Annotated in this window: 15 protein-coding genes; 11 read left to right on the top strand and 4 right to left on the bottom strand. The window is 39.4% G+C overall.

Features of this window, described 5'->3' with window-relative positions:
• Positions 1-104 precede the first annotated feature (104 nt).
• The 6 genes from TRESU_RS11310 (at position 105) to TRESU_RS11285 (ending at position 5,898) form a co-directional block, all read left to right on the top strand.
• On the top strand, positions 105-1,439 hold the full coding sequence (locus tag TRESU_RS11310; protein ID WP_081454789.1) for an aminopeptidase: 1,335 nt from the start codon (positions 105-107) through the stop codon (positions 1,437-1,439).
• Positions 1,439-2,092: an HAD hydrolase-like protein gene (locus TRESU_RS11305; RefSeq protein WP_013702344.1), complete on the top strand. Its 654-nt coding sequence runs from the start codon at positions 1,439-1,441 to the stop codon at positions 2,090-2,092. The genes TRESU_RS11310 and TRESU_RS11305 overlap by 1 nt, the downstream gene beginning before the upstream one ends.
• Before the next feature lie 23 nt (positions 2,093-2,115).
• On the top strand, positions 2,116-2,601 hold the full coding sequence (locus tag TRESU_RS11300; protein WP_013702343.1) for an S-ribosylhomocysteine lyase: 486 nt from the start codon (positions 2,116-2,118) through the stop codon (positions 2,599-2,601).
• A gap of 287 nt (positions 2,602-2,888) precedes the next feature.
• On the top strand, positions 2,889-4,409 hold the full coding sequence (locus TRESU_RS11295; RefSeq protein WP_013702342.1) for a DUF1538 domain-containing protein: 1,521 nt from the start codon (positions 2,889-2,891) through the stop codon (positions 4,407-4,409).
• On the top strand, positions 4,406-5,050 hold the full coding sequence (locus tag TRESU_RS11290) for a P-II family nitrogen regulator (protein WP_013702341.1): 645 nt from the start codon (positions 4,406-4,408) through the stop codon (positions 5,048-5,050). Before TRESU_RS11295 ends, TRESU_RS11290 begins: the two co-directional genes overlap by 4 nt.
• Entirely contained in the window at positions 5,050-5,898 is an 849-nt protein-coding gene (locus TRESU_RS11285) for a biotin--[acetyl-CoA-carboxylase] ligase (RefSeq protein ID WP_013702340.1), read from the top strand. Before TRESU_RS11290 ends, TRESU_RS11285 begins: the two co-directional genes overlap by 1 nt.
• Here the strand turns inward: TRESU_RS11285 and TRESU_RS11280 are convergent.
• The 3 genes from TRESU_RS11280 to TRESU_RS14370 form a co-directional block, all read right to left on the bottom strand.
• A complete protein-coding gene (locus TRESU_RS11280) occupies positions 5,895-6,662 on the bottom strand; it encodes a lytic transglycosylase domain-containing protein (RefSeq protein ID WP_013702339.1) in 768 nt (255 codons plus the stop codon). The two genes, TRESU_RS11285 and TRESU_RS11280, sit on opposite strands and share 4 nt — an antisense overlap.
• 186 nt (positions 6,663-6,848) lie before the next feature.
• A complete protein-coding gene (locus TRESU_RS11275; protein ID WP_013702338.1) occupies positions 6,849-7,343 on the bottom strand; it encodes a hypothetical protein in 495 nt (164 codons plus the stop codon).
• The gene (locus tag TRESU_RS14370; protein WP_013702337.1) at positions 7,340-9,310 is read right to left on the bottom strand and encodes a substrate-binding and GGDEF domain-containing protein; all 1,971 of its coding nucleotides are present in this window, start codon (positions 9,308-9,310) and stop codon (positions 7,340-7,342) included. Before TRESU_RS14370 ends, TRESU_RS11275 begins: the two co-directional genes overlap by 4 nt.
• A 125-nt stretch (positions 9,311-9,435) precedes the next feature.
• Between TRESU_RS14370 and ptsP the strand changes: the two genes are divergently transcribed.
• From ptsP to TRESU_RS11250, 4 genes are read left to right on the top strand one after another with little or no spacing between them, the layout of a single operon-like run.
• Positions 9,436-11,145, top strand: coding sequence for a phosphoenolpyruvate--protein phosphotransferase (gene ptsP, locus TRESU_RS11265; protein WP_013702336.1), 1,710 nt, complete (start codon positions 9,436-9,438; stop codon positions 11,143-11,145).
• A 15-nt stretch (positions 11,146-11,160) separates the two neighbouring features.
• The gene (gene der, locus TRESU_RS11260; RefSeq protein WP_013702335.1) at positions 11,161-12,714 is read left to right on the top strand and encodes a ribosome biogenesis GTPase Der; all 1,554 of its coding nucleotides are present in this window, start codon (positions 11,161-11,163) and stop codon (positions 12,712-12,714) included.
• The gene (locus TRESU_RS11255; protein WP_013702334.1) at positions 12,714-13,049 is read left to right on the top strand and encodes a MerR family transcriptional regulator; all 336 of its coding nucleotides are present in this window, start codon (positions 12,714-12,716) and stop codon (positions 13,047-13,049) included. Before der ends, TRESU_RS11255 begins: the two co-directional genes overlap by 1 nt.
• Positions 13,049-14,410, top strand: coding sequence for a small ribosomal subunit Rsm22 family protein (locus TRESU_RS11250; protein WP_013702333.1), 1,362 nt, complete (start codon positions 13,049-13,051; stop codon positions 14,408-14,410). The genes TRESU_RS11255 and TRESU_RS11250 overlap by 1 nt, the downstream gene beginning before the upstream one ends.
• On the opposite strand, the gene TRESU_RS11245 is transcribed toward TRESU_RS11250, so the two are convergent.
• A complete protein-coding gene (locus TRESU_RS11245) occupies positions 14,407-16,344 on the bottom strand; it encodes an AMP-dependent synthetase/ligase (RefSeq protein WP_013702332.1) in 1,938 nt (645 codons plus the stop codon). The genes TRESU_RS11250 and TRESU_RS11245 overlap by 4 nt on opposite strands.
• A gap of 192 nt (positions 16,345-16,536) precedes the next feature.
• Here TRESU_RS11245 and TRESU_RS11240 point away from each other — a divergent pair, with 192 nt between their 5' ends.
• Positions 16,537-17,142 carry an SAM-dependent methyltransferase gene (locus tag TRESU_RS11240; protein WP_041612071.1) on the top strand — a complete coding sequence of 202 codons (606 nt, stop codon included), beginning with the start codon at positions 16,537-16,539 and terminating at the stop codon, positions 17,140-17,142.
• Positions 17,143-17,149: the final 7 nt, after the last annotated feature.

Genomic DNA, 17,149 nt, shown 5'->3' with positions numbered 1-17,149 from the left:
AACGCTGAAAAAATAGGTGGATTGAATGGCAGTTGGATTTTTTTTCAGACTGACTTTTTCCTTATATTATGCTATACTTTTTGAAAAATTATTTGGAGAATAAAATGAATTTAATAGAAGAATATAAGAAATTTCTTGAAAACGGAAAAACTGAGCGCGAATGTGTTTCTCTTATAATTCATCTTGCGGAAAAAAATGGATACAAGGACATTCAGAAAACTGACTCCTTAAAGCCGGGTGAAAAAGTCTATGTCTGCAAACGCAATAAAAGCATTGCGCTTTTTGAAATCGGCACAGGCTCTATTGAAAACGGAATGAATATTCTTGGGGCGCACATTGATTCTCCTCGCTTGGACGTAAAGCAGAATCCGCTTTATGAAAAAGATTTTATTGTTTATTTGAACACGCATTATTACGGCGGAATAAAAAAATACCAGTGGGTTACTTTGCCGCTTGCCTTGCACGGAGTTGTCTGTTTAAAAGATGGTTCTACTGTAAAGGTTTCAATTGGCGAAAAATCCGATGAGCCTGTTTTCTGCATTTCTGATATTCTTCCGCATCTTGCCCAAAAACAGATGAAAGAAACCGCCGCTGATTTTATAGACGGAGAAAGTTTGGATTTAATCTGCGGAAGCGAAATTCCTTCAGCACAAAACGAAGATTCAGAGTCAAAGGAAAAAGACAAGGCAAAAAAACTTGTTCTGGATATTTTAAATGAAAAATACGGAATTGAAGAAAAGGATTTTAATTCCGCTGAGCTTGAGGTTGTTCCGGCTGGCGCTCCAAGAGACTTGGGTTTTGACCGCAGCTTGATTTTGGCTTACGGACAGGACGACCGCTCTTGCGCTTACACTTCTGCACAGGCGATGGTGGACAGCAATGCTTCTTCCAGAACAAACTGCTGCATTTGCGTTGACAAGGAAGAAATCGGAAGCTACGGTGCGACTGGAATGGGAAGCCATTTTATGGAAAACGCTGTTGCGGAAGTTGTTGCCCGGCTTGGTGAATATTCAGAGCTTTCTGTGCGCCGTTGCCTGAACAACAGCTGGATGCTTTCTAGCGATGTAAATTCAGCTTATGACCCTATGAATGCAAGCTTGTTTGACAAGGAAAATTCTTCATTCCTTGGAGGCGGAATTGTTTTCCAAAAGTATACTGGTTCGCGCGGAAAGTCCGGGGCAAGTGATGCGGATCCTGAATTCATTGCAAAACTTAGAAATGTTCTTGATTCTGGAAATGTAAAGTATCAGCTTGCGGAACTTGGAAAAGTTGACCAGGGCGGCGGAGGAACAATTGCGCATCTTGCCGCGAAATATGGAATGTACGTTCTTGATGCCGGCGTTGCGGTTTTGAGTATGCACGCTCCGTGGGAAATCACTTCAAAAGAAGACATTCAGCAGGCATACAACGGCTACAAACTTTTCTTGGGAATGGAATAATGTTTGACTATATTCTTTTTGATTTTGACGGGACTTTAATGGACACTTCGAAAGGTGTTTTTAATTCGTTTGATAAAGTTGTTGCTCATTACGGCTTAAAAATTGACCGCGCGGTTTACAGCACGATGATTGGTCCGCCGTTAAAAGAAAGTTTTTCCAAGACACTCAAGCTTCCAGAAAATGAAATTCAAAACGCAATGCAGGTTTACAGAGATTATTATGCGGAAAAAGGAATGTTCGAAGCTGAACTTTACAGCGGCGTTGTTGAGCTTATAAAAAATCTGCGCGCTGCCGAAAAAAAAATATTTGTTGCAACAAGCAAGCCGGAAGTTTACGCAAAGCAAATTCTTGAGCGCAAGGGAATCCTGAGTCTTTTTGATTTTGTGGGCGGAAGCGATTTGGAAGAAAAATCCCGTGTTGAAAAATGCGATGTTGTAAAATATGTTTTGGAATCAAACGGAATTTCAGACGAAAAAGAAAAATGCATTTTAATTGGCGACCGGCATTATGATGTGGACGGCGCGCATTCTGCTGGAATAAAGTGCGCAGGAATTCTTTGGGGCTTTGGAACAAAAGAAGAATTTGAAAACTGCGGCGCGGATTTTATTTTTGAATTTCCCAAAAATGTTGAAGTTTTTCTTATTCAAAAATAGTAAATTGAAAATGGAGGAAAATTATGCCTGAAAAAAAATACAACGTGGACAGTTTTAATTTGGATCACACAAAGGTTACAGCTCCTTTTGTGCGCTTGGCTTCTGAAAAAACTGGTAGAAAGGGCGACATTGTAAGCAAGTATGATGTCCGTTTTTGCCAGCCGAACAAGGAGTTTATGCCGACTGGAGCGATTCACACTTTGGAGCATCTTGTTGCTGAATATATAAGAGATGAGCTTCCGCGCATTGTAATTGACTTTAGCCCTATGGGATGCAGAACTGGATTTTATCTTACGGTTTGGGGAGACCACGAGGAATCTTATATTGCCGAGCATCTTTGCAATGTTCTTGAAAAAGTTGCGGCTTGGAACAAAGAAATTCCTGGAAGCACAGAAGTTGAATGCGGAAACTACAAAGACCATGACTTGGAAGGTGCAAAAAAATTTGCTGCTCGCTGGGTCAAGGAAATCAGGGAAAAGGGCTGGAATTGCTACAAAAATTTATCGTAGTTTAGCTTAAAAAAATAATGCTAGAATGCGGCTAGGAAGCAATAGCTTTCAACGGTCTTTTTTATAAAAGTATTTTTCTAATTCGTTCATACTTTAGGAGAGTGCAATAAAAAACTTTGCCTAAAATAGCGTCAAGTTTTTTGTTCACAAGTTTGCGTTGCAAACTTCCTTTATCATGTGCAATTTCTGCTGGAAACTTGCGTTGCGAGTTCACTTTGTTGAGAGATTGCGTTAAAAAGTCAAATCGAAAGTTAAAACTTTCTCATTGGCTTTTTATTGGAGAATTGATGAACCTGTTTCAAAAATTCAAGGAGACATTTTTTTCTGTCTTCCCGATTATGGCGATTGTTCTTTTGCTTTCGGTCACCGTTGCTCCTTTAAGCCTTAACATAATTGTAAGGTTTATTGTAGGAGGAATTCTTGTCGTTGTTGGGCTTACATTTTTTCTGCTTGGCGTTGACATTGGAATCCTTCCTATAGGTGAAAGGAGCGGCGCGGCTCTTACAAGTAAAAAGAATCTTGCCTTGCTTCTTTCTGCTTCATTTTTGATTGGCGTTATGGTTACAATTGCCGAGCCTGATGTTCAAGTTCTTGCGGATCAAATAAAAAGTCTTTCTTCAAATGTGAACAAATGGGGACTTGTTCTGGGCATTGCGCTTGGTGTAGGTTTTTTTATAACAATCGGACTTTGCAGAACTGTATTTTCTCTTAATCTTAGAACTGTTTTGATTATTTCATACATTGTATTGTTTTCTCTTGCATTTGTGTGCCCAAAAGAACTTCAAGGCGCGGCGTTTGATGCGGGAGGAGCGACAACAGGACCTATGACAGTTCCGTTTATCATGGCTCTTGGAATGGGTGTTGCTTCTGTTCGTCATGCAGGTTCTTCAAAGGAAGGCGGAACAAGCGACAGTTCGTTTGGTCTTACGGGAATTGCAAGTATCGGACCTATTGCCGCAGTTTGTGTCTACGGAATGATTCTGAATCTTTCTGGCGCAGGCGCATCTTCTTCGGTTTCTAGTTCGGCGGAATCTTCTGCTGATAATCTTCAGGAAGGACTTTCAGTTTTTATTGAATATCTGCCGGAAGTTGTACGTGAAGTTTTTATGTCGATGCTTCCGCTTGTAATAATGTTTGCGGTTTTCCAGATTTTGCTTTTAAAGCTTCCTCCAGTTCAAATTAGAAAAGTTGCCCAGGGAATTTTGTATTGCTTTTTTGGACTAATTTTGTTCTTGGTTGGAGCGGACGGCGGATTTATGAGCGCAGGAAAAATGCTTGGCAGTGTTCTTGGGCAGGCGGCCTTTTCTAATGGTGGAATTTGGGTTGTGCTTATAATTTTAGTTTCGCTTTTGTTCGGGGCGATAACGGTTTGCGCGGAGCCGGCTGTTTGGGTTCTTACAGAGCAGGTTGAAAACGTAAGCGGCGGAAACATCAGAAGAAAAGTTATTCTTGCGACTCTTTCACTTGGAGTTGCGGCTTCAATCGCATTGTGCATGATCCGCATTTTATATGGATTCAGCTTGTGGTACATTTTGATTCCGGGATATGCTGTTGCGCTTCTTTTGACTTTCTTTAGTCCTCCGCTTTTTATGGGAATCGCTTTTGATTCCGGAGGAGTTGCATCTGGTCCTATGACTAGCACGTTTATTCTTTCATTTACAATCGGCGCGGCTTCTGCAAGCGGAATCGATTCTGCTGCTGGAGCGTTCGGAGTGATTGCCCTTGTTGCCATGACTCCGCTGATTGCAATTCAGATTCTTGGAATAATTTTCAAGCTGAAGACAAGAAAAAAGGAGGTTAAGCAATGAGTGCATTTTATCTTTTGTTAGCTGAAGTTCCGCAGAATAAAGCCGAGCTTGTTTCTGATTCTGCTGTAAAGGCTGGAAGTTTTGGTGGAACTGTTTTGCGTGGAAAAGGAATTTCTTCAAGCGGACTTGCGGATGCTTTGGGACTTGGAGCAAAAACAAAGGACATTGTTCTTATTCTTGTTGAGCAGGAAAATAAAGAAAAAATTTTTTCAGCGGTTCAAGAAGCCTGCGAAAATGAAAAAAAAGATTTTGGTTATCTTTGCGCTTTGGAGTCGGACACAATGGTAAAAGCGGGAATTATAAAAGGAAAGGAAGGCGACGCTATGTCAGAAGGAAAACAGACTTTAATTTCTGTAATTTTGAATAAGGGTTATGCAGATGACGCGATGGCTGCGGCAAGAAAAGCTGGAGCTGGCGGTGGAACTGTTATAAATGCAAGAGGAACCGCGCGCGAAGACGATGCTAAATTTTTTGGAATGCATATTGTTCCTGAAAAAGAAATGCTTATGATTATTGTAGATTCTGAAAAAAAAGATTCAGTTCTTGATGCGGTAAAAAATCTTGCTTGCTTACAGGAGCCTGGAAGCGGAATCGTTTTCTGTTCAACTGTAAATTCTTTTTCAACTCTTGGAAAAAAATAATGTCAAAGGAATTTGAGGCTGAAAATATTTCTTTAGGCAGTTGGGAAAAATATTTTAAAATCCAACTGTTTAAAGAAATTGACAGCACAAATTCCGAGCTTATCCGCCGCGGAAATGCAATGTCGCCTCTTTTGAATGAAGACGGCACTTTAACAGAAAACGGCGGAATTTTTAACAATACTCTTGTTGCTGCTGAATCCCAGACTTCCGGACATGGACGCTTGGGGCGTTTTTTTTATTCGCCGTCTTTGACTGGAGCGTATTTCAGTTTTTCAGTTGTAAAGGAAGGAGGCATAAAAAATCCTGCGATGTTCACGGTGACTTCTGCCGTTGGGGTTTGCCGCGCCATAAAAAAATTGTTTGGGGCAAGCTGCTCAATAAAATGGGTGAATGATATTTTTTGCTGCGGAAAAAAAGTCTGCGGAATTCTAACTGAAGGAATTGTAAACTCTTCAAAAGGAATTGTTGAAGCCGCTGTGGTTGGAATCGGCATAAATCTTGTTGTGAAAAATGATTTTCCAGAAGAGCTTCGCAAAAAAGCCGGCGGAATTTCTACTGCTGAATTCTTATCTGAAAAAAAAATAAGCAGTCAGAAATTGATATTTTGCTGTCTGGATGAAATAACAGAAATCTTAAATTCTGGCGAAAATATCATCCCCGAATATAAAAGTCTTTCTTTTTTGCTTGGAAAGGAACTGGATGTATTGCCTGTGATTGGTCAGGAACAATCATTTAAAGCAAAAGCCCTGGACATTACTGATGACGCAGGGCTTCTAGTTGAACTTGCTGACGGAACAAAAAAAGTTCTTCACTCCGGTGAAGTTACGCTTCATTCATTTTTAGGTTAAAACTTTTTTGCAAGCAGATTTTTCTGTGTTTCTGTATTGTACAAAGCCAAAACTTCAACAGCAAAATTATCTTCAAGATCGCGCTTGTAATTCTGAATTTTAGAAATGTAGTCAAGCGTAATCTGAGGCGTGCTGTTTTTTCTTACTTTGTTTGCTCCGGCATTGTACATTGCAAGTGCTGCGATTTCATTTCCTGCTGTGTTCAGGCAGAATCTTAAATGCGAAAGTCCGTAATGCGCGGAAGTCTTCGGATCGTAAAAATCAGATTCTTCTAACTTTGGAAAACTTGTGTTGTTAAGCTGGAAAAGTCCGCGGTCAATGCTTCCGTTTGTGTTTTTGTGCATTGCCGTTACTTTAAAGTTGCTTTCTGTGTGGGCGAGTGCAAACGCAAGTGAAAGAGGAATATTGAATTCTTCTGCTGACTGAAGCACTGCTTGCGCAACTTCGCGGCTGTTTACAACTCTTGAGTAGTACCATTCAACTGCGGCTCTGCTTTGAGGCTGCTTGTAAAGAACAAGTCCGGCATCATCTTTTTTTCTGTTTTCAATTACAAGCTCAGGATATTCCTTGTCAAAAAGCGATTCATAATTTACAGTCTGCTCCTGAAAGGCTTTTGATTTTGCATTTTCTGAAGCCACAGTATTTTCTACCGGCTTTTCCGCAGGGATAAAAACAAGAGTGCATACACAAAGAGCTACAAAAAACAGGCTGAAAGCTACAGTTCCTGAAACAAGTTTGATAAAATCGTTGTGCTCATAATCCATGGTATATTCTCCATAAAAGTTGTTTTCCTCATGAAAAATTTAATAAATAAACAGGACTCGTTCAACTTTTCCTTTATTTTGACAAAAAATAAAAAAATGTTCAAGAGAATTTACTGAAAAACTTTTGAAACTATTGCGTTATTTCGCAAATGATGATGTTTTGTTGAAGCTGAAAAAACTGCCGTCTCAAAGCTTTGCGATTTTCTCATCAGAAGCAAGAAGATTTTCATCTGTGCTGAAAAAGATATAATGACCGTGTTTTGCCTTTAATTCCGATATAAAAAAGTCCGGCTCAACATTTTCTGGAACTGAAAAGCCTATTACGTTTTCGCAGTCTTTTATTCTTCTTGCGCAATGCTTGAAACTTGCCGTGAAAATTTCTTTTTGCTCTTGAGTTGCAGAAGCATTTTCTGCGAAAGGAATTATTATTGCAAATGAATTTTTGTCTTCAAGTTTTTTTAGCCAGTCTCTGAATTCTGCAAGAAATTCTTCGTTTGCATTTTCTTCTGTGCCTGTGAGTTCTTGCGTAACGTTTATAGAATAAAGCGCATTTTCTTCTGGCTCAGAATTATTTTTGCAGCATTTTCCGTCTATGATTTTTTTGTTTTTTGTGTTGAGTTCAGTTCCGTTTAAAAAATAAATTTTGTTTTTTTCTGAATAAAATTTCGCTTCGATTTTCATTTTCTACCTTTAAATTTAAATCCGTATTTTTTTTGTTTTTCTTTGTACAAAACTGAGTCGGCATATTCAAGCAGGGAATTTATGTCGTAGCCACTTTGTCCGCCGAACGGAGCTGAGCCTATGCTTATTGAAAGCGTGAATGGTTCTCCTGAATTTTTGTTGTATTCATCGCAATAAACTTGAAGCCGTTCTTTTAGCTTTGAAAAATTTTCTTGATTGAGTCCGGCTGCAAGTATTGCAAATTCATCTCCTCCAAGACGCGCGATTGCATCTGACGAGCGGAATGTTTTCTTTAAAAGCGCGGCTTCATTTTTTATGGCTCTGTCTCCTGCGGCGTGTCCGTGCGTGTCGTTTATTTTTTTCAGTCCGTCAATATCGCCAAAAAGAACAAGTCCGCTTTGTCCGCTGTTCATGGCGGTTTCAAGAATTCTTGAGCTTATGGAAATAAATCCGCGTCTGTTTAAAAGTCCTGTAAGCTCGTCCGTAACAGAAACTGCGCAGATTTTGTTGTAGTCTTTTTCGAGTTTCTTGAGTTTGTTTTTTGCCTGGCTGAAAGTAACTGCGTTTGCGATGCTGGATGAAATCATTTTGCAAACCATCGAATAAATGGAAGAATCGTAATCACCCGGTCTGTAAATTATGTAGCCGTAAATCAGCGAATTGTTGAACAAACTACAAACATACATTCCATCCATCGAAGAAAAAAAATCATCTGGGAGTATTTTTGATTTTGGATCAAAATAAATTTTTTCCTCATTGTGGCTGAGTATAAAATTGTTTTGCTTGTCAAATGCTGAAAAAATATAGGTTTTGTCCGGGAACTTGAAAAAGTCAAAACGTTCAGTTAAAACTGGAGATTCAAAAAGGCAGATTGCAGCTGCTGTTATTCCGTAAGAAATCAAGTCGCTGTTTATTCTTTGCCGCAAAGTGTCCAGTGTGATTTCAGCTTGCAAAGTTGAGTATTGCTGAATAATCTGAATAAAATTATTTCTGTTTGCATACCATTTGTTCAGTCCAAAATCCATTATGTTTTTTACGGAAGCTTCAATTTTGTTTCCCTTGACTCCGATTCCAACGCCGGTTGTGTCTTTTGGTGAAATACATCCGCAAGTCTGCCTGAAAATTGGATACGAGCTTATTGCTTTTTTTATTGAAGTGTTTTCGCCGTTTATTATTTTGCACAAAAGTTTTGCCGCGGCTTCTGTTTGCTTTTCCACATTTTGATTTATAGATGTAAGCGACGGAGTTATGCAAGCCGCTCTGATTTCGTCATCAAAACCAGTAACTGTTACTTCCTGCGGAATTTTTACATCGTACATTTTCAGGACATCGAGGCAGGCAAAAGCCATTTCATCATTTAGCGCGACAATTGCTTCAAAGTCAAATTTACCTTTTCTTTCTCTGTATTCCCTTATAGCGGAAGTTGCCGTGTCGTAAGTGAATCCGCCGTAAATTTTTTTAGATTCGTCAAATTCAATTTTGTATTTTTTTAATGTCTGCCTGAAAGCGTTTTCACGTTCCTGTGCTTCCTGCGATTCGCCTTCCAAAGTCATAAGCGCGAAGTTCTTTTTTTTGTGCGTCAAGATTAAATGCTCTACAAGCTGGCACATACTCCGTTTGCAGGAAATTGTTATGCTCGGAATGTCTTCAAATTCACAGCCTACAGAAACAACCGGCAGCGGAGAAAATGATTTTAAGTACATCCGCAAATATTCAGTTGAAACGTTATTGAGCTGTGTGCAAGTTAAAAAAATCATTCCGTCAACATTGTTGGAATTTATGTGGGAAGCGACTGCGAGGTTCTGATATTCATAGTTGAAATTTACGGCATTCATTGTTCCGATCGGAAACACAACAAGCTCCGCATTATGTTTTTTTAGAAAATTTTGCGCACCCTCGAGTGCACGCTGTGTGTATTCTGTTTCAAGATAATCAACTATGATTGCAATTCTCTTCCTTAGACGCATAATATTATAATTATAGCAGATAATATTTCTGTAGGCAATAAAGATTTTTTGTGCTGATTTCACTTGGCAACTTTGAAATTTTCTTAAAAGTTGACTATCATTTTGTTTGACGTTATTATATCAGAATGAATGTAATCCTTGGTATTTCTGCTGCCGAAGGAATCGGAATTGGAAAAGCGTTTGTTCTTCCAGACGAGCAGGAACGAAAAATCCCCAAAAGAAAAATTTCAGCTCAGGAAGTTAATCTTGAATGGCAAAGGCTGACTGACGCTTGCTCTCAGGTTCAAAAGGAATTTTCTGATTTTCTTTCGACCAAGGATATTACAAAGGATCAGCGTGAAGTTCTTGAAACTTACCAGCTTATGCTTTCAGATCCTGTTTTTATGAAAGAACTTCAGGATTTCTTTTCAAAAAAACTTCTTAATATAGAATATTCTTTGGATTTTAAAGTCAGGGAATATGCGGATATGCTTCGCAACAGCCACAATGGATATTTGGCGGAACGCGCTCAGGACATTGAAGATGTTTTTAACCGCGTCCTTGACATTTTGCTTGACTATCATCCGTTTGATATTTGGCTTGTTCCCGACGGTGCGGTTATTATCGGCCGCTCTATGAAAACCAGCGACACGGTGATTCTTGGAAAACGAAAAATTGCCGGGCTTGCTCTTACTGAAGGAAGCAGTGCGTGCCATGTAGCCATTCTTGCAAAAAGCTACGGAATTCCTGTTGTTGTTGGAATTGAAGACGCGGCGAATCTTGCGCAGAACGGAGAAACAATTGTTGTCGATGGAAATATCGGCGAGCTTATAATTCACCCTGATGCGGCGACTTTGACAAGCGCAAACGCGAAAATTGTTTCCGAGCAAAAATACAGAGTAAACCTTCAGAAATTCAAGGACGTTCCTGCAAAAACAGAAGATGGAACTGTTTTTAAACTTTATGCGAACATCGGAACGCCGGAAGAAGCTCAGATTGCGTTGGATAACGGCGCGGATGGAATCGGACTTTTTAGAACAGAATTTCTTTTTATGAATTCCGCGCAAAAGTTCAGCAAGCAGTCTTCGTCTTCTTATACGAATTCAATGAGTGAGGATGCGCAGTTTGAAGCCTACAAGCGTGTTCTTCAAATAATGGGCGACAAGCCTGTTACAATAAGAACTCTTGATGCAGGCGGAGATAAAATTGTTGAGGGGTCTGACCTTCCTGCCGTTTCTGAAAAAAATCCGCTGATGGGATTGCGCGCAATAAGAATGTCGCTTTACTGTCCTTCAGTTTTTAGAACACAGTTGCGGGCTTTGTACCGTGCGAGCGTCTACGGAAATTTAAGAATTATGCTTCCGCTGATTACGGATGTTTCTCAAGTTGAAACTGCCCTTGGAATTGCAAAGGGAATACGCATTTCTTTAAAGGAAGACAACATTCCTTTTGATCCTGATGTTCCGATTGGAATAATGGTTGAAACCGCCGCTGCTGCAATTTGCGCGGACTGTCTTGCTCCATACTCGAAATTTTTTTCGCTTGGAACAAATGACTTGACCCAGTATGTTCTTGGCGTTGACCGTGAAAATCAAGCTGTGAATCCGCTGTACAATGAATTTAGCCTTGCCGTTTTGCGCATGATAAAAAATACAATTTTAAATGCTGAAAAGTTCAATATTCCTCTTTCTGTCTGCGGAGAAATGGCAGGCAACAAAGAAAGCGCAGTTGTTCTTGCCGGAATGGGCGTTAGAAATTTAAGCATGATTCCAAAACAAATTCCAGTTATAAAGGAAATGCTTTCTCATTTTTCAATAAAGGAACTTGAGAATCTTTCGAACCGTTCAGTATTTTAAAATTCAGGAAAACAAATGAAAAAAAATAAAAAGAAAAAGCCGGACTTTTCAAAACCAAAGCCAGAAAAAAAAGACGAGCTTGAGATTCGTCAGATAGAAGAAAAAAAAGATGAAGAAAATTCTTCCGTAAAAAAAGAAATTGAAAGCCGCAGAAAAGAACGCAGCCAGAAATTTTTCCCGGATAGAATATATAACAATCTTCCATTGATTGTAATTGCCGGCCGTCCTAATGTTGGAAAGTCAACTTTGTTCAATGCTCTTACTCATACAAAGCGCGCCATTACTGATCCAACTCCCGGCGTTACGCGCGACCCTGTTGAAGGAACTTGTTTTTTGTCGGGGCTTCCTGTTCACCTTATGGACACGGGTGGATATAAACTTACCCGGAATTTAAAATCCCGCGAAAGTGAAATGGACGATCTTGTTGTGGAAAAGACTGTCAGTATGTTTCAAAAGGCTGACAAGATTCTTTTGCTTCTTGACGCAACTGAAATAAATTCTGAAGACGAAGAACTGATTCATTTGCTCAGAAGTTATTCCGACAAATTGATTGTTGCCGTCAATAAAACTGAGGGCGGAAAAAACGAGCATCTTGCATACAACTACATGAAATATGGCTTTAAAGACATTTCACTTATTTCTGCGTTTCACGGCGACGGCTTGAATGTTCTTCAGGAAAAAATGATTGAAGGACTTGATTTTTCAAAAGTGACAGAAGGTTCAGAAGAAGAACGTCCAATACGTATTGCCATTCTTGGAAAACCTAACGTTGGAAAATCAACTTTGAGTAACGCTCTTACACATACAGAATCTTCTATTGTGAGCGACTATGCAGGAACAACCCGCGATGTTGTTGAAGGAAGTTTCCGCTACAATGGACATGATATTCAGATTTTGGACACTGCTGGAATCAGACGAAAATCCAAAGTCAAAGAAAATGTTGAATATTATTCCGTGAACCGCGCCATAAAAACTTTGGATGAATGCGACATTGCTTTTATTATGATTGATGCAGTTGAAGGCTTGGCAGAACAAGATAAAAAAATTACAGGGCTTGCGTTTGAAAGAGGCCGCGGTGTTGTTTTTATTTTGAACAAATGGGATTTACTTGAAGACCAAGGAAACAAAACTGTAAAGAAAACAAAAGAATGGATTCAGACAATGTTTGGTCAGATGAACTGGGCACCGATTATTCCGTTGAGCGCAAAAAATCATGACGGAATAAAAAATCTAATGGATACAGCGTTGGAAATTTACAGTCAGCTTACACGCAAGGTTGATACTGCGTCTTTGAACACCGCGTTAAAAGACTGGCTGTTTAAATATCCGCCGCCAGCTACAAGGTCTATTCATTTTAAAATCCGCTACATGACTCAGACTAGCATTAATCCCGTGAACTTTTTGATTTTTGCAACCCGGCCAGACAATGTTCCTTTGAGTTATGTTACTTATTTGAAAAATAGAATTCGCGAAGACTTGGGCTTTGATCATATTCCGGTTCAGATTGAAATGAAAGCCAGCCGTCAAAAGTGGAAGGATAGAACTGAAAAGAATGAAAAGGAACTCTGATGGCGCAATACAGCATCGGGCAAGTTGAAAAAATTACTGGAGTCAAGCAGCACGTTTTGCGTTACTGGGAAGAAACTGTTCCTGGGTTTGCTCCACGGAAAGATTATTCCGGCCGAAGAATTTATTCGCAGCGTGATGTAGAAATTGTTTTAAGACTGAAATATCTGATTTATGTAAAAAAATTTACGATTGAAGGTGCAAAAAATCAGATTATAGAAGATGCAGAAAATGTCCAAAACAATCCAGATGCCGTGATGGAAATCAGAAAAATTCGGGCAGATTTGAGCGAGCTTTTTTTTGAAATTCAAAAAGCCAAGAGGCAAGAGGAAAATTGATGGAAGAGAAAATTCAACTTAAGTGGTACGAAAAACGGCAGGGGATAAAACTTAAGGATAAAATAAAATCTGAACAGAGAAAAAAAGAATTTCTTGAAAAGCAGAATTTAAAGAAAAACAACGCTCCTGAAAAAAAACAGCTAAGCTCAAAAAGAATATATTCGATTCAAAAATCGAAATTTGTAAAGCCGTTAGAAGATTTATTTTCCGCTGAAAATATTCCAGAAGATGCAAAAAAAATAATTGAAGACTTTGACAAAGTTATTGAGTCAACACATCCGCTTAATTCCAAGCAAAAACTTTTGCTGCCAAGGCAAATCCGCAGCCTTAGCCATTTTCTTACGGATGAGCGTGGAGAGCGTCGGCTTGGCTACATGAACCAGACTGTTCTTTTAAGCGCGTATGTTCATTATTATACTTGGTGGAATCTTGTGCGGCTTGTGCGGCTTTTTTCAAATATTGATAAAAATTTTTTCGATGTAAAAGATTCTTCTGTTTTTCTTGATCTTGGCTCTGGACCTCTCACTGTTCCGCTTGCGCTTTTTTTGTCTCGTCCTGAACTTAGAAAAAAATGTATCACTTTTTACTGTCTTGACATTTCGCAACAGGCTTTGGCTTTTGGTGAAAATATTTTTCTTTCAGTTGCAGCACGTTTAAAATGCGAACCGTGGAAAATTGTCCGTGTGAAAGGCGAGCTTGGTTCAGCTTTAAAAGAAAAAGCTGATTTTGTTACAAGCGCAAATCTTTTCAATGAGCTTTGTGATGATTTTAAAAATCCGCCGGACTTTCTTGCAAAAAAATATACGGAACAAATTCTTTCATATTTAAAATTTGAAAATGAAAATGCGCGTTATATTATTGTAGAGCCAGGCGATCCTCGTTCGGCGCGGCTTGTAAGTTTGATGCGCGACAGTTTTATGCGGCGCGGATTTTTTCCAGTTTCCCCTTGCACGCATTTTTGCCAGTGTCCTATGGATGGAAAAAAAGGCGGTAAATGGTGCAACTATGCTTTTAAAACAGACAACGCTCCGACTGAATTGAAAAAACTTTCTGAAAAATCCGAGCTTCCAAAGGAAAGGGCTGTACTTTCTTTTGTTGCGTTCCAAAAATCAAAAGCTGGACAAATTGACGGATGCAACTGTTTTTCCGATGAAAGACCAGAATTTATTTCAATGCGGATAACAAGCGAGCTTATAAAACTTCCGGGCGGAAGAAGCGGATATTACGCTTGCTCAGAAAAAGGACTTTTGCTTGTTGTGACTACGCAGCAGTTTTTTAGCGGACAAAAAATCAGAGTGCTGAATCCACAAAAAAAACTCCCGATTGATTCAAAATCAGGAGCTTGTATTTTGGAGCTTTAGTCTTTGTAAAGTTTTGCGAGTTTTTCTTTGTAAATATCTGCAACTCTGTAGCGCATCATTTCTTGCTTTGCGCTTAGTTCTACTCCGACTTCAAAAGGCTTTGTTATTACCGCGATTTTGTTTATTCGCTCAAAAGACTTGAATCCATTTTTTGCGCTGATTGATTCGAATACTTCGCCTTCAAGAAGTTTTTGAATCGCTTCAGTTTCTGCAAGTTCATCATAAGAGTTAAAATTGATTCCGTTTTCTGTCGCATAAGTTTCAATTGCATCTTGGTCTGGCAAAATAAGCGCCACAAGATATTTCTGGTCGATTCCTTTTTCGTTTGTTCCGAATACAACAGAAGTTGAAATGAATCTGGATTCGTTTATTTTTGCTTCAATTGGAAGCGGCTCAATGTTTTCTCCGCCTTGAAGAACTATTGTGTCTTTTTTTCGGCCTCTAAGCTGAATTTCATTGTTCACAGAAAGAATTGCAATGTCGCCAGTGTCAAACCAGCCGTCCACGGTCATAACTTTGTCGGTTAAATCCGGGCGTTTGTAGTAACCTTGCATAACACAATCACCCTTTATCTGGAGAGTTCCCTTTTTGCATCTGCCGAGAATGATTCCGTCATCATCAACAACTCTTACTTCCATTCCGCGCAAAGGAGTTCCGACATTTCCGAAAATCGGATCTGCAATCGGACGGACGCTTATAATAGGAGAAGTTTCTGTAAGTCCGTAGCCTTCCTGAATGTTTACGCCGATTGCCCAGAAGAACTCGTCAACATTTTTAGGAAATGCTCCGCCGCCGGCAATTCCAGAGCGAAAATTTTTTCCAACCATTGCTCTGATTTTTCTAAAGACAAGCAAGTTTCCAAGAAGTTTGATTGGATAAAGAAGAAGCCACGGCCATACAAGAACCGGCCACCAAAAGCCAAGATAGTCTGGACTGAAGCGTGTGTTTTTTCTTCTTAATTTTCTGTCGATTTTGCTCCATAATAATGCTTCTGCAACGAAAAATCTGAAAAGCGCAAATGCGATTCCGCCGGTTTTTCTCATTTTGCGCCAGATTCCTTCGTAAACTGCTGACCAGACACGCGGAACAGCCGGCAAAAGATAAGGATCAAGTTTCTGCAAATCCTGAAGAAGAACACTTCCAATCGGCTTGCTGTAGCAAAGAGTTCCTCCTTGAGCAATGATTACATATTCAACTGCCCTTTGAAATGCGTGCCATACAGGAAGAACTAGCAAGGCGCGCTCGCCAGGATTTAAAAATATTCGCTCTGTAACTTCGTCAAGCTGGCATAAAATATTTCCGTGGCTTAGCATTACGCCTTTTGGAGTTCCTGTAGTTCCGCTTGTAAAAATTATTGTTGCAAGGTCGTCCGGTTTTCCTTTTTCAAGTTCCTGTTCAACTGCGTCTGGATGCTGCTTGCGCCATTCATGTCCTGATTTCTGCAAATCCCTGAACCAAAGGCAAGTAACTTTTTGCTTTTCGCAGTCTGATTTTGCGTCTTCTGAAACTTCCTCAAATGAAATTATTGTCTTGAGCGTTGGAATTGATTTTTTTATATTCAAAAGTTTTTTTACTTGCGTTTCGTTTTCAACAATTGTGATTTCAACTTCTGAAAAAGAAAGAATGTAAGCAAGGTCAGTTTCTGTTGCATCAAGACCGCGCGGTGTGTCTATTGCTCCGATTGAAAGAAGTCCGACGTCTGCCTGCTCCCATTCTTCGCGGTTGTCAGCAATGAGTCCGACTCTATCTCCTCGTTTTACGCCGATGTCCAAAAGCGCGCCGGCAAAGTCCATGGCATTTTCAAATAAATCGTGATAATTTGTTTCCTTGTATTCGCCCGACTTTGTTCTTGAAAGTTGCGCTGAAATTTCAGGCCACTGGATTGCGCTTTTTCTGACTAATTTTGGAAGTGTATCTCCGAATTTGTAATTCATATAGACCCGCTTGATTTTGTTTGATTTTCAGTAAGTTTAAGTGAAAAAAAAAAGAGTTACAATGAAAATTAAAGAAATTTGTATAAAAATTTTATGAAAAAGACAGAAATTTGTAATAAATAGTCGCAATTTTATATGTGTTATTTCTTCAACAATGCTAATAAATCTCGTTTTTTTTCCGAAAATCAACGTATGCCATCAAAACAGAATCTTTACAAAAAGCCCGATTACTGGTCTCAAAAAGCTTTCAAGGAAGGTTACCCTGCAAGAAGCGTTTATAAACTTCAGGAAATAGATGAAAAATTTGGAATGCTAAAAAAAAGTTCCATTATTCTTGATTTGGGGGCTGCTCCTGGAAGCTGGACGGTCTGGCTTTTAAGAAATATAAAGCAGTCTGGAAAAGTTGTTTCCGTAGATTTGAATCCTCTTTCAAAAGATGTCAAGGCTGAAAATCTTGTTTTTTTTCAGGGCGATTTGCTTAGCGAGGAAATTCGGAATCTTATAAAGGAGCAGGGGCCTTACGACTTGGTTGTTTGCGATGCCGCTCCTTTGACGACTGGAAACCGCACGATAGACACTTTGCGTTCAAAGGCGCTTGTTGAAATGGCGATTTGGTATGCGGGTGCAATGCTTAAGACTGGCGGAAATTTCTGCGTGAAAATTTTTCAAAACGGAGATCAGCAAAAGCTTCTTATGAAAATGCGCGAAATTTTTACTCAGGCAAAAGGATTCAAGCCGGAAGCCTGCCGCACAGAATCTTTTGAAACTTATTTAATCGGTTTGAACAAAAAAATTTAGAGGTTGC

It is taken from the genome of Treponema succinifaciens DSM 2489 (genome assembly GCF_000195275.1).
In the GTDB taxonomy this organism is placed as follows: Bacteria; Spirochaetota; Spirochaetia; order Treponematales; family Treponemataceae; genus Treponema_D; species Treponema_D succinifaciens.
The sequence above is the reverse complement of the archived record's forward strand: the minus strand, read 5'-3'. Positions and strand labels throughout refer to the sequence as shown.

Coding starts and splice junctions, on each gene's coding strand:
- TRESU_RS11295 (WP_013702342.1), top strand. CDS start 2,889: ATGAACCTGTTTCAAAAATTCAAGGAGACATTTTTTTCTGTCTTCCCG.
- TRESU_RS11280 (WP_013702339.1), bottom strand. CDS start 6,662: ATGGATTATGAGCACAACGATTTTATCAAACTTGTTTCAGGAACTGTA.
- der (WP_013702335.1), top strand. CDS start 11,161: ATGAAAAAAAATAAAAAGAAAAAGCCGGACTTTTCAAAACCAAAGCCA.
- TRESU_RS11245 (WP_013702332.1), bottom strand. CDS start 16,344: ATGAATTACAAATTCGGAGATACACTTCCAAAATTAGTCAGAAAAAGC.
- TRESU_RS11285 (WP_013702340.1), top strand. CDS start 5,050: ATGTCAAAGGAATTTGAGGCTGAAAATATTTCTTTAGGCAGTTGGGAA.
- TRESU_RS11275 (WP_013702338.1), bottom strand. CDS start 7,343: ATGAAAATCGAAGCGAAATTTTATTCAGAAAAAAACAAAATTTATTTT.
- TRESU_RS11300 (WP_013702343.1), top strand. CDS start 2,116: ATGCCTGAAAAAAAATACAACGTGGACAGTTTTAATTTGGATCACACA.
- TRESU_RS11250 (WP_013702333.1), top strand. CDS start 13,049: ATGGAAGAGAAAATTCAACTTAAGTGGTACGAAAAACGGCAGGGGATA.
- ptsP (WP_013702336.1), top strand. CDS start 9,436: ATGAATGTAATCCTTGGTATTTCTGCTGCCGAAGGAATCGGAATTGGA.
- TRESU_RS11290 (WP_013702341.1), top strand. CDS start 4,406: ATGAGTGCATTTTATCTTTTGTTAGCTGAAGTTCCGCAGAATAAAGCC.
- TRESU_RS11305 (WP_013702344.1), top strand. CDS start 1,439: ATGTTTGACTATATTCTTTTTGATTTTGACGGGACTTTAATGGACACT.
- TRESU_RS11310 (WP_081454789.1), top strand. CDS start 105: ATGAATTTAATAGAAGAATATAAGAAATTTCTTGAAAACGGAAAAACT.
- TRESU_RS11240 (WP_041612071.1), top strand. CDS start 16,537: ATGCCATCAAAACAGAATCTTTACAAAAAGCCCGATTACTGGTCTCAA.
- TRESU_RS11255 (WP_013702334.1), top strand. CDS start 12,714: ATGGCGCAATACAGCATCGGGCAAGTTGAAAAAATTACTGGAGTCAAG.
- TRESU_RS14370 (WP_013702337.1), bottom strand. CDS start 9,310: ATGCGTCTAAGGAAGAGAATTGCAATCATAGTTGATTATCTTGAAACA.